Origin of the sequence: Granulicatella adiacens ATCC 49175, from assembly GCF_025150565.1 — a bacterium.
Taxonomy (GTDB): Bacteria; Bacillota; Bacilli; order Lactobacillales; family Aerococcaceae; genus Granulicatella; species Granulicatella adiacens.
Map to the genome: position 1 here is coordinate 1835944 of NZ_CP102283.1, position 20078 is coordinate 1856021.

The window sequence follows — 20078 nt, forward strand, 5'->3', positions numbered from 1 at the left end:
GCCTCTTATCTTGTTGCCCCATTTAAGAATGGGTTTGTCGCAATTTCATCTTTTAGCGTTGTTGGCTCCCCATGCCCTGGGAAAATCACTGTTTCAGCAGGTAATGGCAATAAGTATTTGTGGATCCCTTCCATTAACTCTTTGTGGCTTCCATATGGGAAATCACTACGTCCAACGCTTCCTTTAAACATCACGTCCCCACCGATAACAAATCCATTTTCTCTGAAAATAAAGATGGTTCCACCAGGTGAGTGCCCTGGAATATGCGCTAATTCCGGTTCAAAACTTCCAACTTTCCATTTGCCCATTTTTTTAGGGAAATAACCATCCGCTGGCTTAGTGGTAATATTTTCTCCGGAGTAATATGAACGGTTCAATTCAGGATCGTGTAAAAATACTTTTTCCAACTCATTCATATACATTGGAATATTGTATTCTTCACGAAGTGCATCTACTGCACCGATATGGTCTCCGTGTGCATGTGTTAATACAATCGCTACTGGCTTCAACCCTTCTTCTTTAATTAATTGTTTAATATCCTCGGCTTGTGCGCCTGGGTCAAAAATCACGGTTTCTTTATTCTCATCAATTAAAAAGTAGACATTTTCTTCTAAACGCCCTACTGGAATGCTTAATAACTCCATTTATATTCCTCCTTTAGGTCTCCTCTTAACTCTACATAAAATAGTGGGTTCTTGCAATCAAAAAACGCCCAAGCATAGAGCCCAGACGTCTGTTGATTAATCATTGATTAATTTTTTCAAATCGATGGCTTTGTTTAATGCCGTCATCAACGGAATACCCGCTAATAATACGACGATTTCACCAAAGAATGTTTGCGCGTAGCTTAACCAGAATGGTAAACCTAATGCTAAGTTCAATTCAATCGCTACTAAGAAAATCATCACACTGAAGACACCTGCTAAAACAAACATACGTGTTTTAACGTCTTTCACTGATTTGAAGAAAAGTGCGCTGATAGCGAATGAAGCAATTGTATGTCCTAATCCGAATACTAAGTCATACAAACCTAGACCAGACGCTGACATAAATACTGAGTTGACAAGTAATACCCCGGCAACCACACCGATTCCGTATTTTTTGTCAAAAGCGAATAAGTGGTTCAACATTTCCGCAATACGAAATTGAACATCTCCGAATGCCATAAATGCTGTTAATGATGTAACGACCACATAAAGCGCTGCGATGATTGCGTTAATCACAATCAATTTTGATTTTTTATTTTGCATGTTACTGCCTCCTAGTTTTTTATTGAGGGATGGTTTCGAACCTCATCGGCAAAAAACGCCATGTGCTATTGTACTATAAACAGCGTAAGATTGGTAGTCTTAAGTTGAATTTCTTTATCCTCTACAAATTTGTTCTTTGAATTTCTTCTTACACCGTTTGTGAGCCCCTTTTACAGAGGTAACCGACTTATCGAAGTAATCCGCCATCTCTTCAAACGTCTGTCCGTCTAACACCCCTAGAAACACTTCTCTTTCAAAGCGAGATAAGTGATGGAAGTATTCCTCCGCATCCTCATGTAAAAATACTTGTTTCTCGCAAGATTCTACGGAAGCTGACATCAACGCTAGCTCCCCTTTATCCCCGTGGATTAGAAGATTATGAGGAACTACTCTTTGTCGATGCTCCCTTCTCAAACACTCCACTGCTAAATTTTTTAGGCACCGTTGATAATAACCTGCAAATGAAACAGCATGGTCTTCATTATATTTATCTAATGCTCGTAACATCATGACTCTAGCTTCTTGAGCAAAATCTTCTTAATCCATCTCATGAAAGAAATAATGATGATTCATACTGGCAATTAAAGGCTCAAACCTCTTTAATAACTCGGTGATGGCCTCCTCATTATTTTCTTTAGCTAAGTGAACTACTTCCGACAACTCTTTCTTTTCCATAAAATAACCTCCCTATAAATTCCTCCCTCATTCCTTCTCCACTTCAGTATATTGATTAACAAACATAAAAAGCCCTAGTTTTATCGGATAAAACCAAGACTTCTTAAGAATTAAATTCATTTTTCTTCTTGAAAATAAAAGATAGGATTATTTCCTAACCTTCTTAATTGCTTTTGGTAGAATTTCTACTCTTCTCTTTTCTCTTGAAATAATGCACACCATACGTTTGATAGAAATCGACTTTCAGCTGTACGAATCGTTTCAAGTCTCTTAATAATTGATATAATTGCGCTCTTTTTTCAAATTCGCGTCTTGTTTGCGGCAAAGGTCTTTCTCGAAAATGTTCTAACATGGCTTCAATCTCATCAATGAGTTGACTCGCTGTATTCTGTTCTGCTAATTGCTCTGCCGTCTGTTTAAACATTTCAGACAAGATGGCCATTTCTTCCCCATCCCAGCGAAATTCATTTAAATTGACCGCCATAATTTCTAATAACTTTGTTTGATCACGTCGCATTTCAAAATACTGTTCATCGTAGGTGATTTCACTTGTTAGATGGTTCTCTGATTCTAAGCGAACATATTCTCTAGCCGCTTTCAATTTTTCTTTCACAATTTGAAGAACTTCGCCATCATTTTTTCCATTTCCAACGGATAAAAATCCAGACATTTTCAATAGAACTTCTCTCATTTTTGATTCAATTTCTTCACGAATGTCAATAATATGTTCGCGGTACGATGGCATATACCAGTTGAATAAAATGGCAACACCCGCTCCAATCGTCACAAGAAGCATTTCATTCACAAACAGGGAGAACGTTAATTGTTGCTGCGTCCAAAGATGAATGACTAACACCGTACTTGGTGCGACTCCAATTTCTACTTTTAATATATAAGCCATCGGAATATAACATAATAAGTAAATTCCAAAACTCATTGCATCGAAACCAAAAATCCAAAAGACAATTCCACCGACAAAAAGTGCCAATAGGGCTGCAGCTAATCGTTGACTCGTGGCCGCTAAAGAGATTTTCTTTGTATCCATTACACTTAAAATCGCAATAATGGCAGCTGCAGAGGGGGTCGATAAATTGAATGCTTGTGCAATCATTAAGGCAGAAAATGCCGAAACAATCACCTTCATTATTTTAAGCTTCATTATGGATCACTGTATCTCCTTGTATTTGATGCCCTTCCAACTGTAGAAGGGTAGTTTTTCTATTCAATCCTCCCGCAAATCCTGTTAATTTTCCTGTTGTCGCAACGACTCTATGACATGGGACGAGAAGCGCAATTGGATTTTTCCCAATAGCGTTTGCGACAGCACGAGGAGAGGTTTTTCTACCTATCTTCTCGCTGACACGGTGAGTAACTTCATTATAAGTCCATACTTCTCCAAACGGAATTTCTAGCAATGTATTCCAAACACTTTGTTGAAAAGGAGTTCCTCCTTCATAAGCAATCGAAAACAAAGGAGTTCCTGGAGTTTTCTCATGATAATACTGATTAATCCATGTTTTTACAGAATCCCACAGCGCTAAAGAATCATCCCATTCTGGATTTTTCACAAAGGCACACTCATATTTTTGCCCTTCAAACCACAAACCGGTTAATGCCACCTTATCACTTGCAGCAATCATCACCCCTAGTGGTGTATCTATCTTCGTCAAAACCGTCATGGCAAATTCTCCTCATTTCTCATTACAAATCTATTTTTCTATTATATAATATTTTCTATCGAATGAAATAGGAAAGGAGCACTTTCATGCTCATTAACGAAGCCGTTTTACATATTTTAGATAAAAATTCAGGAAACTTACTCTTATCACAGGCCCCGCTGCAACTGGGCGATCCATTTCTCATTGAATACATTACAAAACTCGTGGATAAAATCAAAAAAGTCGACCCGCATATCGGTCAATTAGCTTCTAGCGAACCACTTCTTGGATATCTGGTAGACGAAGGCATCTCTTTCTTAGAAAAGACGCAACAGTTAGCCGATAAGCTCTTTGCGCTTATTGCTCCAGCAGAAGAAATCGGACCAGCGGACTACTTATTCTTTACAGGAACAAGCGATACAGGCGGCACACTCTTTGGAATGATTCGCCTCGATTACAGTTCAAAAGTCACTCACTTTGTCGATTATGAAGGTGAAGCTGTTAGCAATACGATTTTACAAAATCACGCTATTTTGCCAAACGCGACGCAAAAACCTTCGGAAGCTTTCATCGTAGATTTATCAAACGGAAACTACCACTTAATCGAGAAAAAAGTAGTGATGGAAGGCCAAAAAACTGCCTATTTCTCTGAAAAATTCTTAGAAATTACGGTCCCTGTCACAACGAAAGAACAAATCAAGGAAATCAAAAAAACGGTCACTCATATCGCGAAAAAACACGACGAGGAACCGTACAAAGCACTGGCAACAACGCAACAAGCCATCTTCCACCAGCTTGAAGAACAGGACGAAATCGATGCCGCAGCCATCTTCGACAAGGTATTCGAGGAAAAACCGCTCGCACGTGAAGCTGCACAGTTGGCCATCACCGAAGAACGCGTTCCAGAAAAAATCGCCGTAACGAACGTGCCAAAATACGAACGCAAATATAGCAAGCAAAAATTCAAACTCGACAACGGCATCGAAATTACCATTCCAAGTGAAATCTACGAAAACAAGGAAATGGTCGAATTCATTAACAATCCAGACGGATCTGTTTCAGTACTGATTAAAAACATCGAAAGTATCTTAAATAAATTTAATGCGTAACACCATCTATCTAATGTAAAACAAGAAACCTCCTAGAAAAATTCTAGGAGGTTTTCGTTTATAACGGCTTCTTCAATGGAAGCCCCGGTTTTCTAAGATATTTATTTGGCGTTTCCTTCGTCTTTAAAATCGTGACAACATGACGGTTTCCGCCTTCATATGGCAAGTCGAAAGAGACATCCCCTTCTACTTTCCCGCCAAGAATCGCAATCGCTTTTTTCGCTTCTTCCAGCTCAACTTCTGTATGCGCCGCTTTTAATGCGAGGAAATACCCATGCTTTTTCACGAGTGGCATGCAAAATTCGCTCAGTACACTGAGTTTAGCAACGGCACGAGCAGTCACCACATCAAACGATGCACGGAAATCTTTGTTTTGCCCAAAGGTTTCAGCACGGTCATGGAAACATTGCACGTCTTTTAACCCAAGCGTCTCCACTAATGTATTCAAGAATGTAATACGTTTATTCAACGAATCCACAATCGTCACTTTCAAGTCTGGGAAGACGATTTTCAGCGGAATACTTGGAAATCCTGCACCCGCCCCAACGTCGCAAAGCGTTTGGTCGGTCAATTCATGATGGAATCCAAGCGCCAATGAATCGTAGAAATGCTTCAAGTACACGCCCTCTTCATCCGTAATCGCCGTCAAATTCATCTTTTCATTCCATTCCACTAATAGATGGAAATATTGGTCGAACTGCTTCTTTTGCTCGTCCGATAGTGTAATCCCATGTATTTCTTGGAGTCTCTGATAAAATTCTTCTGGTTTCATACGCGCCTCCTTATTCTTGCACTTTAGCGATTTTGCCTTGTTCGATATAGACCATCAAGATCGATACGTCGGCTGGGTTCACCCCACTAATACGGCTCGCTTGCGCAATCGTTTCTGGTTGAATTAATTTCAACCGTTGACGCGCTTCTGTTGCAAGGCCATTAATCGCATCATAGTCGATATTGGCAGGAATACGTTTAGCTTCCATGCGTTTCAATTTCTCAACTTTTTCAATCGCTTTTGCAATATAACCTTCGTATTTAATCGAGATTTCTACTTGTTCTTTCACTTCACGAGAGACTTCCACCGCTTCTCCGGCAAAGCCTACTAATTCGTCATAGCTTAATTCTGGACGTTTCAACAAGTCGCTTAGAAGGATGCCGTCTTTCAATTCTGCAGATCCTTTTTCGGCCAAGAACGCTTGTAATTCAGTGGTCGGCTTCAAGCGAATCGATTGCATCCGTTTGATTTCGGCTTCAATCGCTTCTTGTTTTGCTTGGAACTCGGCATAGCGATCGTCGTCAATCAATCCAAGTTCGCGTCCTTTTTCTGTCAAACGTAAATCGGCATTGTCATGACGAAGTAAGAGACGATATTCGGCACGAGAGGTCAATAGACGGTATGGTTCTGTCGTTCCTTTTGTAACCAAGTCGTCCACCAATACGCCGATATACGCGTCGCTTCGGCCAAGAATAAATGGCTCTTCTCCACGAATCTTACGCACGGCATTAATCCCTGCGTAAAGCCCTTGCCCTGCTGCTTCTTCGTATCCACTCGTTCCGTTCATTTGCCCGGCAGTGAATAAGTTTTGGACAAGTTTTGTTTCAAAAGTATTTTTCAATTGGTGCGGCACGACCACATCGTACTCAATGGCGTAACCCGTACGCATCATCTCCGCATTTTCCAACCCTTCCACGCTACGAATCATCTTGATTTGCACGTCTTCTGGAAGAGAAGTTGACAACCCTTGAATATACACTTCTTCCGTATTTTCCCCTTCTGGCTCTAGGAAAATTTGGTGACGAGGCTTGTCGCTGAAACGAACGATTTTATCTTCAATCGATGGACAGTAACGCGCGCCGACTCCTTCAACAATCCCTGTAAACATCGGTGCACGGTGTAAGTTCTCACGAATCGTTTCATGCGTTTGTTCGTTCGTATACGTTAACCAGCAAGGAATTTGGTCGTAGCGGTAGTCTTCGTCTTTTGAAGTGAAACTGAATAAGTTTGGCGTGTCGTCCCCTGGTTGAATTTCTGTTTTACTATAATCAATCGATGAGCCCTTGATACGTGGCGGAGTTCCTGTTTTGAAACGCGCTAACTCGAAGCCTAATTCGAGTAAGTTCTCTGATAATTTAATCGATGGCTGTGAGTTATTGGCACCGGATGAGTATTTCAATTCTCCGATAATAATTTGACCACGAGAAGAAGTTCCAGCCGTTAAGACTACCGCTTTTGAACGGTAAATGGCACCTGTATTCGTGATAACCCCTTTACATACGCCGTCTTCGACAATCAATTCTTCCGCAATCCCTTGGCGTAAATCCAAGTTTTCTTGCTTCTCGATTGTCTTCTTCATTTCTTGCGCGTATAAATGCTTATCCGCTTGCGCACGTAAGGCACGTACAGCAGGTCCTTTCCCAGTGTTCAGCATACGCATTTGAATATACGTTTTATCGATGTTGCGACCCATTTCGCCTCCAAGAGCGTCGATTTCACGCACCACAACCCCTTTGGCAGGTCCGCCTACAGATGGGTTACATGGCATGAAGGCCACCATTTCTAAGTTCATTGTCAGTAATAATGTTTTTGCGCCCATACGTGCACTCGCTAGCGCCGCTTCACTGCCGGCATGTCCTGCACCGACGACCACTACATCATAATTTCCAGCTTCGTAAGTTGTTACCATAGTCTCTCCTTTACTTTCTTTCTCCATAAAATTCTACATTGTGACTAACATATTCGCCTGCTTCATAATTAAACTTCGCAGAAAAGAACGGTTCGTTTCCTAAAATCCACTCTAGGAAAATGCGGTCCCCTTCCCAAGACGGTTTCTGGAGGACTTCATCGTAAGGAACCCATTCCAGCGTCCCTTCTGGCGAATCAATCAGCTCTCCTGAAAACTCCGTCACACGAAAAACATACGTATACCAATCGTGTCCTGGGGTGAATTCTGGGAAGGTGATGATTCCTTTCATCTCCATCTTTGTAGCCGTTAGTCCTGTTTCTTCAAAAATTTCACGCACGGCACATTCTTCTGGAGTTTCTGCTGCTTCAAGCTTTCCACCAACGCCAATATACTTGCCCTCATGGACATCGTTTGGCTTTTTGTTGCGTAATAACAGTAAAAATTCTTTGCCATTATCGATATAGCAGATTGTCGCTAGCTTCGTCATCAGCTTTCCTCCTTGTACCTTTCGTTTCTATCGATGCGCCCGATCCTTGGGAACATCACAGTAATCGAACGAGGAGCGTTCACTCGTTCATTTGTTCTCTCTTAATGAAAGAGAGAAAACGGAAATTCTTACGGATTCTATAGTAGCAGTAATGGCGATTGTAATCGATGCGAATTAGATTCTCTTAAAATTGATTTTTAGAGAATCTTTGAGGCTCGATAGGTAGGAAGACAACAGGCTTCCACCGGTACAGCCATTACAGCTACTATGAAGATATCCGTAAAGAATTGAAGTTTTAGCTCTTATTTTCCTAAACAGAACTGGCTGAACAATTGTGTTAACAGCTCGTCTTGAACCGTATCACCTGTGATTTCGCCCAAGAGATCCCAAGCGCGGGTAAAATCAATCTGGATTAAATCAACAGGCATGCCCATGTCGACCCCGTTCGCCACTTCTTGCAGCGCTTGTTCTGCCTTTTCAAGAAGCGCAATATGACGCGTGTTCGATAAGTACGTAGCGTCGCGCTCATTCATTTGCCCTTGGAAGAAGTAATCAGCAATCTTTTCTTCCAATTGGTCGATGCCTTCTTTCTTCAGCATTGACGTTGTGACAATTTCGCTGTCTGTTGCAAATTCTTTGACCTTATCCATATCAATTTTTGTTGGTAAGTCTGTTTTGTTTAATAAAATAATACGTTTAAAGTCTTTCGTTTGTTCTAATAAGCGGAGGTCTTCATCCCTCAACTCTTCGCTTTGATTTAAAATTAAGAGCACGAAATCCGCTTCGTTTAATGCTTTACGGCTTCGTTCCACCCCGATACGTTCAACAACGTCATCCGTTTCACGAATTCCCGCCGTATCAATCAGTTGGAGTGGCACTCCTCGAACATTCACATACTCTTCAATCGTGTCACGAGTCGTTCCTGCGATATCCGTTACGATGGCTTTTTCCTCGCGTAATAACACGTTCAATAGACTCGATTTTCCTACGTTTGGACGTCCAACAATCGCTGCCTTCAATCCGTCACGCAAAATTTTTCCTTGGCTTGCCGTGTTTAGCAATGCGCGAATGCCTTGTGAGACTTGCTGCGTCTTCTCGCGCAACAGTTGCAAGGTCATCTCTTCCACATCATCATACTCTGGATAGTCGATATTTACTTCGACTTGCGCTAATGTGTTTAAGATTTCTTGTCGTAAATTCTGAATTAACTTTGAGAGTTCTCCATCAAGTTGGCGCATTGCCATTTGCATCGACTTATCTGTTTTGGCACGAATCAAATCCATCACGGCTTCTGCTTGTGAGAGGTCAATTCGCCCATTCAAGAAGGCGCGTTTTGTAAACTCACCAGGCTCTGCTAAGCGTGCTCCCCTGCGAAGAACGAGTTGCAAGATGCGGTTAATCGCCACAATCCCACCGTGACAGTTGATTTCCACAACGTCCTCACGCGTAAAAGTCTTTGGCGCGCGAAGTACCGTCACCATCACTTCATCAATGACTTCATCGTTCTTTGGATCCACGATATGCCCATAGTGAATCGTATGACTGGGTTGTTCATTTAATCGTTTTTCTTTCAATCGATACACTTCATCGGCAATGCGAATTGCATCCTCTCCACTGATACGGACAATCCCGATCGCCCCTTCGCCAGGTGCCGTTGAAATCGCCGCAATCGTATCAAATTCTGTCTGCATACTGTCCCTCACTTTCGTTTTATTGCACAAAAAAAGTGCACACTCCACCCCTTCATTTCTAGGGTGGCTCGCACTTTGACTGCTAACCGATATTCTCAAAGAGATTATACACTATTTTATGTAGAATTCATAGACAGAAAGCCAATCTTAGATTTTTTTCTGAGCGAGTTGTATTTTTATTTCTAAATTTTATACTCGTCATTGCACTCCTTTACAAAACAAGCTACAATCAAACTATGAATTTAAAGGAGGATTCCTATGACCGTAGAACATCCATTTAACAAAATCGTAGAAGGCATTGCAGTTTCTGATATTCGTCAATTCGACGCAGAAGTTTCTACAATTCCTGGCATTATCAAATTAACTCTTGGAGAGCCAAATTTTGACACACCTGAACATATTAAAGAAGCGGCTATCCAAGCGATTAAAGACAATCATTCACACTACACACCAAACTCAGGGATTCCTGAATTACGACAAGCTGCGGCTGAGTATTACAACAAGAAATTTAATTTCAATTACACAGGAGACCAAGTCATTACAACGATTGGGGCAACGGAAGGGATTAACGCTAGCTTACAAGCCATCTTAAACCCTGGCGACACAGTGATCGTGCCAACACCCGTCTTCCCGCTATACTTGCCAATCACATTGGTGAACCAAGGGAACTTCATTACAGTAGATACAAGTGAAGACGGCTTCGTATTAACAGCGGATAAATTACGCGAAACCATCGAAGCAAACCCAGATAAAAACTTCAAAGCAGTTGTTCTTGTATACCCAAGTAATCCAACAGGCGTAACATATTCTAAAGAACAATTAGAAGATTTAGCTGAAGTGATTAAAGAGCACCAACTATGGGCGCTGTGTGATGAAGTGTATGCGGAATTAACATACGACAAGACTCACTACTCTCTTGCAAACATCTTACCGGAACAAACCATTGTCATCACTGGTTTATCAAAATCACACGCAATGACAGGATGGCGTATCGGATTTATCTTAGGGCCAACACACTTCATGAACGAAGTCGTAAAAACACACCAATACATGGTGACAGCTCCAACAAGCTTTGCGCAATACGGAGCGCTTGCAGCGATGTTACATGGCCAAGATGACTGTGCGAAAATGATGGTTGAATATAGCGAGCGTCGTGACTACCTGGCTGCGGAATTGAAGAAACTTGGCTTCGAAGTGGCAAGTCCTGATGGGGCGTTCTACTTATTCGCAAAAATTCCTGCTAAATGCGGTACAGACTCATGGGCTTTCGTTCGTGACCTTGCTCCAAAAGCAAAAGTAGCGCTGATTCCAGGGGTATCTTTCGGACCTGGTGGCGAAAGTTATGTTCGTTTCAGTTACGCTGCTTCAATGGAAAACTTAAAAGAAGTCGTTGCTCGTTTAACCACTTACTTAGCAAACATCTAACATTTGGAAGGCGAAAAAGACCATATATGGTCTTTTTCGCCTTCCAGCTTTAAACGATATAGCTTATAAACTATATCGTTTGTATGTTTAAGTCCTCAACAGAATATTGTAACCAATAATTCTTTTTGATAGAATATGGGCAAATAAGATAAAAAAAGAAAGTTGGGAAAACTAATGGGTAATAAATCAGATGATTTCAATCAGTTGTTACTAACAACATTATCAAAAACGACAAAACTACCTTTCGTAAAGGTGAGTCGCGAAGAATTTCTTAGACAGGAATTTAAGGGGAGCGAGTATTTAGATGTCATTTTAAAAAGTGGACCTCAATCCGTTTTTACACCAGAAGCTTTAAGAAAAAGAGCTACGAAAATTATCAATAACACTACGAAGAAAACGGCATTCACCTCTTTCGTTGCTGGGTTGCCTTCAAATCCGATTACAGCAACTCTATCTGGAGGAGCAGATATCGTTCAGTACTTTGGATTTTCACTCAATTTAGCACAACAATTGGCTTATCTTTTTGGGGAAGATGAGCTATTTACAGGTGAATTTGACGAATTACCAGAAGAAGCAAAAGCCCGGATGATCGGCTATTTAGGAATCATGCTTGGTGCAGGTGGAGCTGCTGCTTTGATTACCAAAGTTTCGAAAAATATCGCAGAAAAAGTAGGTAAAAAAGTCGTTACAACGGCCCTTACCAAAACAATGTGGTACCCGATTATGAAGAAGGTTGGTGCCTTTCTTGGATGGAAGATTACGAAGATGTCTGTCGGCAAGACCGTTACAAAGGTCATTCCAATCATAGGGGGCGTGTTCTCAGGAGGATTGACTTATTACACGTTCAAACCTTCCGCAGAGCGCTTAGCAAATACCTTCGAAAAATTATTAAAAGGTGAATTTATTGAAGATGAGGTCTCTATCAATGATCTATCCGATGACTTTAAAGAGTACTTGGAATCTGATGAAGCCATTATCGACGGTGAATACACTGAGGTAGAATAAACAATAAAAGAACTAAAATTATCATATATGATAATTTAGTTCTTTTTCTTATTTCCAATTACTATTGATAAAAGTGTCGCGACCTGAAAGTCCGCGGTAACGTTTGTAATGTTCTGGATCCTTCTTGTAGAAATCTTGATGATATTCTTCTGCTGGATAAAACGTACTCGCAGGCTCAATTTTTGTCACGATGTCTTTTTTGAATCGACCACTTGCTTGCAGAGCCGCTTTAGAAGCCTCCGCAATCTTCTTTTGTTCCTGCGAATGATAGAAAATCACCGGTCTATATGAATCTCCACGGTCCACGAATTGTCCCATTGCATCCGTTGGGTCCGTTTGTTGCCAGTAAACTTCTACGAGTTTTTCGTATGGAAATACTTCTGGGTCAAACGTGATTTGCACGGCCTCCGTATGTCCTGTTGTTCCGCTACAAACTTCCTTGTACGTTGGATTTTCTTTGTGTCCGCCTGTGTATCCTGAGATTACAGACTCGATTCCTGGTTGGCTATCAAATGGTTTCACCATGCACCAGAAACAGCCTCCTGCAAATGTTGCAATTTCTTTTGCCATATGTGCTCCTCCTACTCTTGTTCCGGGTTCAATGAAACATCTTCCCCGAAAATTCTCATCTTAATAGCGACGCCCGTTCTAGTTCCTGCTGTTCCGCCAATTCCGGTTTCACGCAATTCTCGTGGCATTCTTACCCCGATACTGCGCATCGCTTCAATCGTTTCATCCGCTGGAATCACATTTGTGATCCCCGCAAGCGCCATATCCGCAGCAATCAATGCGTTTCCTGCACCAATGGCATTTCGCTTCACGCAGGGCACTTCTACCAACCCCGCTACAGGGTCACAAACAAGTCCTAATAAATTCCCAAGTGCTGTCGCAAAGGCTTCTGAACTCTCTTGCGGTGTTCCTCCTGCCGCTTCAACGGCTGCAGCTGCGGCCATCGCACTGGCACTTCCAACTTCCGCTTGGCATCCGCCCATCGCTCCAGAAATCATTGCGTTATTGGCAACAACCATCCCAAAGGCTGCAGACGTAAAGAGAAAACGCACTTGTTGTTCATGGTTTAAGTTCATTGTATCTGCAATTGAAAACACAACTCCTGGCAAAGTTCCACTGGCTCCAGCGGTAGGTGTCGCACAGACCAAACCCATTGCGGCATTGACTTCATTTGTTCCTAGGGCATATTGCACACCTGCTAGGACACTATCGCCTGATAATGTCTTTCCACGTTCACGATATTTCTTCATCTTCAACGCATCGCCACCGGTTAGTCCCGTTGGAGAAAAGACTCCTTCTCCTTCGACGCTTCGTTCAACGGCATTCTTCATCGTTTGTAAGTTTTTTTCCATTTTTTCCCAGATGTACTCACGACTTTGCTGGGTCATGGCCATTTCCTGTTCAATCATAATTTCAGAAATGGGTTTCTTTTGTTCTGTTGCTAATGCTACCAATTCTTTAATGGTTGAAAACATTGCAAACTTCCTTCCTCATCATCTCATTACGCAAACAGATAAATCGTATGCGTTTGTCTTAATGTTTGTATTTGTTGTTTGAATTCTGGTGATAATAAATCCGCTAATTCATATCCAATCATTTGGCGATTTTCAGCCATTTCTACTCTTTGTTTCGAAATGGTTACCCCATGCTCTTGTAATAGTTGATATACTTTTGGCATTTCACCAAGAGATACCACTTCGAGCAATATTGGAAGTGGGCCTGAAAGCTCCATCTTAAAGCCATCGACCTCAATAACCTTCACTTCCACCGCTCCGCCACCAACAGAAGTTCCAATGAGGCGGATCGTACGTTTCTCGTCACTCAAGGTTAAATCTGCCGTATTGGCATGATTGACTGGACTCATTTCTTTGCGCTCGACAAACTCGATTTGAACTCCTTCTTCTTTAGCGATTTCAACCGCTCGAGGCACACGCTCGTCATCTGTTGCAAAGCCTAAGATTCCACTAATAATCGCAAAATCTGTCCCATGTCCCTTATGGGTTTCAGCAAATGACTCATAATAGTCGCAACGCACATTCTTTGGCGTTCCACCGAATAATTGTCTCGCAAGAGCACCAATCGCAATCGCCCCCGCAGTATGTGAAGAAGAAGGGCCCACCATAATCGGACCAATAATATCAAAACAACTCTTATAATTTTGTACTTTATTACTTTCCATGTCGGCGCTCCTTTCTTTGCTTTACTATCGTATCAGTATCCGCCTGTAATGTAAATTATTTTTGGCCGGCAACCCTTATAGCATAAGCATCTAACAATATTCGACTAATCACTTGTAGTGGCAAGCGCGAACGAACTTCATAATCTGGGAAGTACGAGCTTTCTGATTTATATCCAACAAAAGTAATATCACTTAATTTTGCTAGAGGACTCGCACCATTAGCGGTTACTAAAACGATAGGAACTTCATTTTGTTGACACACTTTGGCCGCTTCGACTAATTCTTCTGTATGTCCATTCAGAGATATAATAATCGCCACATCTTGCGCATTTAATCGATGGCTAATTGTCTTTATAATATTGGGGTCTACATATTGTTCGCACGTCCGTTCCAATAAATGGAATTTTATCTCCATTTCACTGGCAATCATTTCACTCAGTCCTCGAGAGAATAAGTAGACGCGTTGTGCCCCAAAAATTGCTTGAACAGCATCTTCTATTGCTCTGCTATCCAATTGCTCAATCGTTCGTCGGACCTCTTGCTCATTTTTTACTACAACGGCTCGAATCTTTTGATCCACAACCTCTAAACTTTTGAAAGTTGATAAATTTTCATTTGCAAATCGATATTGCTTCTTCAAATCATGTTTAAAACTCGTAAATCCATCATATCCGAGCTTTCTCATTGTTCGCACAATGGACGCAGTTGAAACATTTGCTCGTTCGCTTAACTTTACAATTGAAATAGAAGGCATCTCTTCTATATGTTCTTCAATATAGGCAAGTAGATATTTTTCAGTGTTTGTTAAGCCTTTCGTGTTGAACATGTGAACCCCTCCATTTTGTAAAGTTTTACAAATGTTAACCTCATTTTAGAAAACATTTACAGTATGCTGTATGTAATAATAAGTATAACAAAAAATCATAATGGGAGGTGAAATGATGATTTATACTTGTACGATGAATCTAGCCATCGATTTGTTTATTAAAACCTTGCAAATGTTGCCTTCTGAAGTAAACCGAACGCAAGAGGCCGTTTACATCCCAAACGGAAAAGGAGTAAATGTCAGCTTTATCCTAAAAAAACTCGGGATGAACAACACAGCATTAGGTTTTAAAGCAGGTTTTACTGGTCAATTCATCGAAGACGAGCTACATAAGGAAGGCATCCAAACACAGTTCGTTAATGTAGACGGAATTACTCGAATCAATGTATTTACTCAAGTAGTGTCAACGAGTGAAGAGTTTAAACTCGTAAATCAAGGTCCTAGTGTAAGCCAACCCCAAGAAGAAGCACTACTCAAAATAATAGAGAATATGAATACGGAGGACTTTTTATTTGTATCTGGCAGTCATCCGGAAGGCATTACCTATACGACTTATGAAAAAATTGCAAAGACCTCTCAACTTAGAGGGTTTAAGTTAATCCTTGATACTTCTGCCGACTTTGTACCCGACCTTTTAAAATACCGACCCTATCTTATCAAACCCAACGACGAAGAATTGGCTGAATGGTTTGGTTTGATAAATCCGAGTCTTGAAGAAATTAAAGACTGTGGTCAAAAACTACTCGAAAAAGGCGCCGAAAATGTATTAGTTTCCTTAGGCGAAAAGGGAGCAATTCTATTCACGCCAACAGAAACAATCCATGTAACAGCTCCAAAAGGAGAAGTTGTAAATACTGCCTGTGCCGGCGATACTCTTTTAGCTACATTTGTCGGAAGCCAATTATTAGGTTTATCAAATGAAGAAGCTTTGATCAAAGCTGTGGCTGCAGGTAGTTCAACCGCATTTAGACCTGGGTTGACAGATTTTTCAGACGTTCCTACATTAATGCAACAAATCAAACGCATTTCATAGCACACAAAGGAGGAAAAACAATGACAAAATATGATATTATCGCTGCCACTGGGTGTCCGACAGGGATTGCACACACTTATATGGCACAAGAAGCTCTTGAACAAGCTGCTAAAAAAGCAGGTGTAACGATTAAAGTTGAAACACACGGTCAAATCGGCGTTGAAAATGAACTTACTCCTGAAGAAATCGCAAACGCAAAAGCCGTCATTATTGCTGCTGATAAGGACGTTCAAGCACAACGTTTCGTCAACAAAAAAATTATCGACGTTTCAGTAGGACAAGGAATTAAAAATGCCGATGAATTAGTGGCACAAGCTCTTCGCGGAGAAGGCGTTGTGAAATACCACTCTGACGATGCAGTTGTTGAAGCTTCAGAAGCTCCACAATCTTCTAACGTTGGTAAGAGCTCTATTGGTCGTGAAATCTACAAACATTTGATGAATGGTGTTTCACATATGCTTCCATTCGTCGTTGGTGGTGGGGTGCTCATCGCGATTTCATTTGCGGTATTCGGAATATACTCATTCGATCCAAATCATGAAACTTACAATGCCTTTTCTGCACAATTAAAAGAAATTGGTGGCTTAGCAATGGGCTTGATGACTCCCGTTCTAGCAGCCTACATTGCACAAAGTATCGGAAATCGCCCCGCTTTAGTGAGTGGTTTTGTTGCTGGTTTAATGGCAAGTAACGGTGGCGCAGGATTCCTCGGCGGTATCATCGGTGGTTTCTTCGCGGGGTACTTAGTCGTTCTTTTAGAAAAATTATTTAAAGCATTACCAAAAGCCTTGGACGGTTTAAAAGCTATTTTCTTATATCCACTATTGGGTGTTTTAATCACCGGACTATTTATGAGTGTTATTGTTAGTCCAATGGCAGATATCAACCAATCACTAATGGACTTCTTAAAAGGATTCCAAGATTCAAACCCTATTCTTCTTGGTCTTGTAATTGGATGTATGTGTGCCTTTGATATGGGTGGTCCCGTGAATAAAGCTGCATACGTTACAGGTACCGTTCTTCTTGGCGAAGGAAATACTGCATTCATGGCTGGGGTTTCTGCAGCATGTATTGCTCCTCCACTAATCACAACCGTTGCCGTATTATTATTCAAAAACCGTTTTGACACAAACGAACGTAATGCTGGTTTAGTTAACTTCATCTTAGGTTCAACACACATTACTGAAGGGGCTATTCCTTTCGTTGCAAAAGATCCCCTTCGCGCGATGCCTTCAATGATGTTAGGTTCTTCAATCGCCGCAATTTTAACTTACCTTTTCGGCGTACAAGTCCCTGCTCCTCACGGTGGATTCCTAGTATTACCAGTTGTGACACATCCATTTTTATGGGTATTAGCGATTGCGATTGGTTCTGTTATCGGTGGTGTTGTTCTTGGAGCCACTCGTAAACCACTTTCTGAATAATAGGCAATCGTTTTAAAAACTTAGGAGGTTTGAAATGTTAATTAGTAAAGAAGCTATTTTCTTAAATGAAAATCTTACTTCTCAAGAAGAAGTCTTTCACTTCATTGCACAAAAAGCGGTGGCACTAGGCGTTTCAGCAGACGAAAATGCCGTGTACAACGGACTTGTAGAACGTGAACAACAAGGAACAACAGGAATGATGGACGGATTCGCAATTCCACATGCAAAATCAAGTGCCATCACGACTCCGAAAATCGTGATTGTACGACTTAATGAAGGAATCGATTGGAATAGTATGGATGGGAACCCTACTTTATTTATCTTTAGTCTACTAATTCCTGACGGAGAAGCTGGAACAACCCATCTGAAACTACTAGCAACCGTAGCTCGGATGTTAATGAAAGCTGATGTGAAAGAAGCTTTATTAAGCGCTAAAACTGCTGAACAACTTGAAGAGGTATTAAATAGTCATTTAGGAGCTTAGTCTCCAATAATATGGGAGAGAATAACGATGACTATTCTCTCTTTTTTACTCCTTTTCCAAAATTCACTTATAAGTGAATTTTGGGAGTTGCTTTCATTTTTTCTGGAGACTATCATTCTTTTTCCTCCAATTCTATTGACGAAACCGATAAAAACTCTTACAATAAAGTTAACTGGTAGTGACCAGTTGTAGAATGTTTTTGAAAGGAGGGTTCAATATGGTTGCTAAACCCTCTCCTCTTTATTCAACGCTAAGTATAGCATTAATGGATTTCATTAAAACAAAGGGGAAAGCGCACGAAAAGATGCTTTCAGAAAGAGAAATTACGAAAGTATACAATGTGAGTCGAACCACTGTTAGAACAGCGCTAAAAGAATTGGAGACACTTGGGTTTATTTATAAACGCCATGGCAAAGGGACGTTCATCTCAAATCAGTGGAAAGAACGTCAAAACTTACTAGAAGGATATAGTTTTACAGAACAGATGAAGGAACTCGGTAAAGTCCCTACGACAAAAATTACTTCTCTGGACTGTTATGAAGCCGATGAATTTATCGCCCCATTAATTGGGATTGAAGCGGGTGATAAGCTATTTCGATTGAAACGCATTCGGTATGCAGACGGAATTCCACTTATGAAGGAAACCACATTTTTACCTTACGATGTTTTTAAAGGGTTAACAAAAACACTTCTAGAAGGTCATTCTTTATACGATGTGTTTGCAAGTAAGTTCAATCAGCAAATCCACTATGCTGACGAAGAATTTTCCGCAAGTATTTTAAGTGCGGAAGAAGCTGAAGCGCTGGATGTGGATCCACATGGAGCTTGCTTAAGGTTTAGACGAACGACATTGAATCACGAAAATCGCATCATTGAATACACCATTAGTGTAGCTAGAAGCGATCAATTCTTCTACAAGGTAAGACACTATCGAACAAATCAATAAAAAAATTTTGGAGGGGTATTATGTTTCAATTTTCAACCAGTCAATTAGAAGCTTTATCTGCAGAAATTACAACGCGCGAAATTCGCCAACAACCAGAATTGTGGAAAGAAGCTTTTGATTACTACAAAACAAACTTAGAACGCATTAGTGCTTTCTTAAACAACTTACCTGAAGGTCGCCTTCGCGTGATTTTCGCAGGTGCGGGTACATCACAATATGTGGGAGATACGATTCTTCCTTACTTAAAACGTACAGGAAATGAAGATCGTTTTGATTTCCAATCTGTCGGAACAACAAACCTTGTAAGTAATCCACATGACTACTTCAAAGCAGAAATTCCTACAGTGCTTGTTTCATTTGCACGTAGCGGTAACTCACCAGAAAGTCTTGCAAGTGTGCAACTTGGCCAACAAATCGTGCGCGACTTCTATCAAATCACGATTACTTGTGCGCCAGAAGGAAAATTAGCCATTGCTGCTAAAGACGATACAAATAACTTACTCTTAATGATGCCAGATCGCTCTAACGACGCTGGTTTTGCGATGACAGGAAGCTTCACATGTATGACTCTTACAGCGCTTCTTGTATTCGACGAAGCTCACTCACTTGAAGAAAAAGAAGGTTTCGTGAAAGCTATCCGTCAAATGGGGACAAGCGTTCTAGAACGTGAAGACGTGATTCAACATTACGTGAACTTAGACTACAACCGTGTGATTTACTTAGGTTCTGGTTCTCTAAGCGGACTTGCTCGCGAAGTTCAATTGAAGATTCTTGAATTGACTGCTGGTCAAATTGCGACAGCCTTCGATTCTTCAATGGGATTCCGTCACGGTCCTAAATCATTTGTAAACAGCTCTTCTCTAGCCTTCGTATTCGTATCAAACGACGACTATACTCGTCAATACGATATCGATATCTTAAACGAATTACACGGCGACCAAATCGCACGCCTTGTTCTTGCGGTTGGAGTGGATGCAGAGAGCGACTTTGAAGGTCTATCTTTCAGCTTTGATAAAGAATATCGTTTCGTTCCAGATGCTTACCTTGCACTTCCATATGCAGTATTTGGCCAAACCGTTTCTCTACTTTCTTCTATCAAAGTTGGAAACAAACCAGACACTCCTTCACCAACAGGCACTGTTAACCGTGTCGTTAAAGGTGTAACGATTCACCCATTAGAAGCATAAATAACTTTA

General features: G+C 41.0%; 21 protein-coding genes, 1 pseudogene and 1 riboswitch. Of the genes and pseudogenes, 8 read left to right on the forward strand and 14 right to left on the reverse strand.

Going from position 1 to position 20078, the window contains the following annotated elements; all coding sequences use genetic code 11:
• Positions 1 to 5 precede the first annotated feature (5 nt).
• The 6 genes and pseudogenes from NQ540_RS09050 to NQ540_RS09075 all read right to left on the reverse strand — a co-directional run bounded on the left by NQ540_RS09050 (position 6) and on the right by NQ540_RS09075 (position 3604).
• Positions 6 to 644, reverse strand: coding sequence for an MBL fold metallo-hydrolase (locus NQ540_RS09050; protein WP_005606408.1), 639 nt, complete (start codon positions 642 to 644; stop codon positions 6 to 8).
• Between the two features lie 96 nt (positions 645 to 740).
• The gene (locus NQ540_RS09055; RefSeq protein WP_005606410.1) at positions 741 to 1250 is read right to left on the reverse strand and encodes a QueT transporter family protein; all 510 of its coding nucleotides are present in this window, start codon (positions 1248 to 1250) and stop codon (positions 741 to 743) included.
• Positions 1251 to 1255: 5 nt separating this feature from the next.
• A riboswitch (PreQ1 riboswitch) is annotated at positions 1256 to 1300 on the reverse strand.
• 64 nt (positions 1301 to 1364) lie between these two features.
• Positions 1365 to 1775, reverse strand: a pseudogene (locus NQ540_RS09060) (sigma-70 family RNA polymerase sigma factor); the annotation flags it as partial.
• Between the two features lie 12 nt (positions 1776 to 1787).
• Complete coding sequence (locus NQ540_RS09065; protein WP_005606414.1) at positions 1788 to 1925, reverse strand: helix-turn-helix domain-containing protein; 138 nt, start codon at positions 1923 to 1925, stop codon at positions 1788 to 1790.
• 163 nt (positions 1926 to 2088) lie between these two features.
• On the reverse strand, positions 2089 to 3084 hold the full coding sequence (locus NQ540_RS09070) for an aromatic acid exporter family protein (protein WP_005606416.1): 996 nt from the start codon (positions 3082 to 3084) through the stop codon (positions 2089 to 2091).
• Complete coding sequence (locus NQ540_RS09075; protein WP_005606417.1) at positions 3074 to 3604, reverse strand: methylated-DNA--[protein]-cysteine S-methyltransferase; 531 nt, start codon at positions 3602 to 3604, stop codon at positions 3074 to 3076. Before NQ540_RS09075 ends, NQ540_RS09070 begins: the two co-directional genes overlap by 11 nt.
• Before the next feature lie 86 nt (positions 3605 to 3690).
• On the opposite strand from NQ540_RS09075, the gene NQ540_RS09080 reads away from it, so the two are divergent.
• Positions 3691 to 4692 carry a nucleoid-associated protein gene (locus NQ540_RS09080; RefSeq protein WP_005606419.1) on the forward strand — a complete coding sequence of 334 codons (1002 nt, stop codon included), beginning with the start codon at positions 3691 to 3693 and terminating at the stop codon, positions 4690 to 4692.
• A gap of 58 nt (positions 4693 to 4750) precedes the next feature.
• Here the strand turns inward: NQ540_RS09080 and rsmG are convergent, their stop codons facing one another.
• The 4 genes from rsmG to mnmE form a co-directional block, all read right to left on the reverse strand.
• Entirely contained in the window at positions 4751 to 5464 is a 714-nt protein-coding gene (gene rsmG / locus NQ540_RS09085) for a 16S rRNA (guanine(527)-N(7))-methyltransferase RsmG (RefSeq protein WP_005606421.1), read from the reverse strand.
• A 10-nt stretch (positions 5465 to 5474) separates the two neighbouring features.
• Entirely contained in the window at positions 5475 to 7373 is a 1899-nt protein-coding gene (mnmG, locus tag NQ540_RS09090; protein WP_039848993.1) for a tRNA uridine-5-carboxymethylaminomethyl(34) synthesis enzyme MnmG, read from the reverse strand.
• 10 nt (positions 7374 to 7383) lie between these two features.
• Positions 7384 to 7860, reverse strand: a complete 477-nt coding sequence (locus tag NQ540_RS09095; protein WP_005606424.1) for an NUDIX hydrolase — start codon at positions 7858 to 7860, stop codon at positions 7384 to 7386.
• Between the two features lie 302 nt (positions 7861 to 8162).
• Positions 8163 to 9551 (reverse strand): tRNA uridine-5-carboxymethylaminomethyl(34) synthesis GTPase MnmE, encoded by a 1389-nt coding sequence (mnmE, locus tag NQ540_RS09100; RefSeq protein WP_005606426.1) that lies wholly within the window; start codon positions 9549 to 9551, stop codon positions 8163 to 8165.
• A gap of 258 nt (positions 9552 to 9809) precedes the next feature.
• Between mnmE and NQ540_RS09105 the strand changes: the two genes are divergently transcribed.
• Both NQ540_RS09105 and NQ540_RS09110 read left to right on the forward strand, forming a co-directional pair.
• On the forward strand, positions 9810 to 10976 hold the full coding sequence (locus NQ540_RS09105; protein WP_005606428.1) for an aminotransferase class I/II-fold pyridoxal phosphate-dependent enzyme: 1167 nt from the start codon (positions 9810 to 9812) through the stop codon (positions 10974 to 10976).
• A 174-nt stretch (positions 10977 to 11150) separates the two neighbouring features.
• A complete protein-coding gene (locus tag NQ540_RS09110) occupies positions 11151 to 11981 on the forward strand; it encodes a hypothetical protein (RefSeq protein WP_005606430.1) in 831 nt (276 codons plus the stop codon).
• Positions 11982 to 12029: 48 nt separating this feature from the next.
• On the opposite strand, the gene msrA is transcribed toward NQ540_RS09110, so the two are convergent.
• From msrA to NQ540_RS09130, 4 genes are read right to left on the reverse strand one after another with little or no spacing between them, the layout of a single operon-like run.
• A complete protein-coding gene (gene msrA, locus NQ540_RS09115; protein ID WP_005606431.1) occupies positions 12030 to 12551 on the reverse strand; it encodes a peptide-methionine (S)-S-oxide reductase MsrA in 522 nt (173 codons plus the stop codon).
• A gap of 11 nt (positions 12552 to 12562) precedes the next feature.
• Entirely contained in the window at positions 12563 to 13465 is a 903-nt protein-coding gene (gene sdaAA / locus NQ540_RS09120) for an L-serine ammonia-lyase, iron-sulfur-dependent, subunit alpha (RefSeq protein ID WP_005606433.1), read from the reverse strand.
• Positions 13466 to 13491: 26 nt separating this feature from the next.
• On the reverse strand, positions 13492 to 14169 hold the full coding sequence (sdaAB, locus tag NQ540_RS09125; RefSeq protein ID WP_005606436.1) for an L-serine ammonia-lyase, iron-sulfur-dependent subunit beta: 678 nt from the start codon (positions 14167 to 14169) through the stop codon (positions 13492 to 13494).
• A gap of 55 nt (positions 14170 to 14224) precedes the next feature.
• The gene (locus NQ540_RS09130) at positions 14225 to 14995 is read right to left on the reverse strand and encodes a MurR/RpiR family transcriptional regulator (RefSeq protein ID WP_005606438.1); all 771 of its coding nucleotides are present in this window, start codon (positions 14993 to 14995) and stop codon (positions 14225 to 14227) included.
• Positions 14996 to 15107: 112 nt separating this feature from the next.
• Between NQ540_RS09130 and pfkB the strand changes: the two genes are divergently transcribed.
• The 5 genes from pfkB (at position 15108) to agaS (ending at position 20069) form a co-directional block, all read left to right on the forward strand.
• Entirely contained in the window at positions 15108 to 16028 is a 921-nt protein-coding gene (pfkB, locus tag NQ540_RS09135) for a 1-phosphofructokinase (RefSeq protein ID WP_039848994.1), read from the forward strand.
• Positions 16029 to 16048: 20 nt separating this feature from the next.
• Positions 16049 to 17452, forward strand: coding sequence for a PTS fructose transporter subunit IIC (locus NQ540_RS09140; protein ID WP_005606442.1), 1404 nt, complete (start codon positions 16049 to 16051; stop codon positions 17450 to 17452).
• A gap of 34 nt (positions 17453 to 17486) precedes the next feature.
• Complete coding sequence (locus tag NQ540_RS09145; RefSeq protein WP_005606444.1) at positions 17487 to 17936, forward strand: PTS sugar transporter subunit IIA; 450 nt, start codon at positions 17487 to 17489, stop codon at positions 17934 to 17936.
• A 217-nt stretch (positions 17937 to 18153) separates the two neighbouring features.
• Positions 18154 to 18882 (forward strand): GntR family transcriptional regulator, encoded by a 729-nt coding sequence (locus NQ540_RS09150; RefSeq protein WP_039848995.1) that lies wholly within the window; start codon positions 18154 to 18156, stop codon positions 18880 to 18882.
• 20 nt (positions 18883 to 18902) lie between these two features.
• Positions 18903 to 20069: an SIS domain-containing protein gene (gene agaS, locus NQ540_RS09155; RefSeq protein WP_005606448.1), complete on the forward strand. Its 1167-nt coding sequence runs from the start codon at positions 18903 to 18905 to the stop codon at positions 20067 to 20069.
• Positions 20070 to 20078: the final 9 nt, after the last annotated feature.

Excerpts from the sequence above, each read along its gene's own strand:
- NQ540_RS09050 (WP_005606408.1), bottom strand. The coding sequence starts at position 644 with ATGGAGTTATTAAGCATTCCAGTAGGGCGTTTAGAAGAAAATGTCTAC.
- NQ540_RS09055 (WP_005606410.1), bottom strand. The coding sequence starts at position 1,250 with ATGCAAAATAAAAAATCAAAATTGATTGTGATTAACGCAATCATCGCA.
- NQ540_RS09065 (WP_005606414.1), bottom strand. The coding sequence starts at position 1,925 with ATGGAAAAGAAAGAGTTGTCGGAAGTAGTTCACTTAGCTAAAGAAAAT.
- NQ540_RS09070 (WP_005606416.1), bottom strand. The coding sequence starts at position 3,084 with ATGAAGCTTAAAATAATGAAGGTGATTGTTTCGGCATTTTCTGCCTTA.
- NQ540_RS09075 (WP_005606417.1), bottom strand. The coding sequence starts at position 3,604 with ATGACGGTTTTGACGAAGATAGATACACCACTAGGGGTGATGATTGCT.
- NQ540_RS09080 (WP_005606419.1), top strand. The coding sequence starts at position 3,691 with ATGCTCATTAACGAAGCCGTTTTACATATTTTAGATAAAAATTCAGGA.
- rsmG (WP_005606421.1), bottom strand. The coding sequence starts at position 5,464 with ATGAAACCAGAAGAATTTTATCAGAGACTCCAAGAAATACATGGGATT.
- mnmG (WP_039848993.1), bottom strand. The coding sequence starts at position 7,373 with ATGGTAACAACTTACGAAGCTGGAAATTATGATGTAGTGGTCGTCGGT.
- NQ540_RS09095 (WP_005606424.1), bottom strand. The coding sequence starts at position 7,860 with ATGACGAAGCTAGCGACAATCTGCTATATCGATAATGGCAAAGAATTT.
- mnmE (WP_005606426.1), bottom strand. The coding sequence starts at position 9,551 with ATGCAGACAGAATTTGATACGATTGCGGCGATTTCAACGGCACCTGGC.
- NQ540_RS09105 (WP_005606428.1), top strand. The coding sequence starts at position 9,810 with ATGACCGTAGAACATCCATTTAACAAAATCGTAGAAGGCATTGCAGTT.
- NQ540_RS09110 (WP_005606430.1), top strand. The coding sequence starts at position 11,151 with ATGGGTAATAAATCAGATGATTTCAATCAGTTGTTACTAACAACATTA.
- msrA (WP_005606431.1), bottom strand. The coding sequence starts at position 12,551 with ATGGCAAAAGAAATTGCAACATTTGCAGGAGGCTGTTTCTGGTGCATG.
- sdaAA (WP_005606433.1), bottom strand. The coding sequence starts at position 13,465 with ATGTTTTCAACCATTAAAGAATTGGTAGCATTAGCAACAGAACAAAAG.
- sdaAB (WP_005606436.1), bottom strand. The coding sequence starts at position 14,169 with ATGGAAAGTAATAAAGTACAAAATTATAAGAGTTGTTTTGATATTATT.
- NQ540_RS09130 (WP_005606438.1), bottom strand. The coding sequence starts at position 14,995 with ATGTTCAACACGAAAGGCTTAACAAACACTGAAAAATATCTACTTGCC.
- pfkB (WP_039848994.1), top strand. The coding sequence starts at position 15,108 with ATGATGATTTATACTTGTACGATGAATCTAGCCATCGATTTGTTTATT.
- NQ540_RS09140 (WP_005606442.1), top strand. The coding sequence starts at position 16,049 with ATGACAAAATATGATATTATCGCTGCCACTGGGTGTCCGACAGGGATT.
- NQ540_RS09145 (WP_005606444.1), top strand. The coding sequence starts at position 17,487 with ATGTTAATTAGTAAAGAAGCTATTTTCTTAAATGAAAATCTTACTTCT.
- NQ540_RS09150 (WP_039848995.1), top strand. The coding sequence starts at position 18,154 with ATGGTTGCTAAACCCTCTCCTCTTTATTCAACGCTAAGTATAGCATTA.
- agaS (WP_005606448.1), top strand. The coding sequence starts at position 18,903 with ATGTTTCAATTTTCAACCAGTCAATTAGAAGCTTTATCTGCAGAAATT.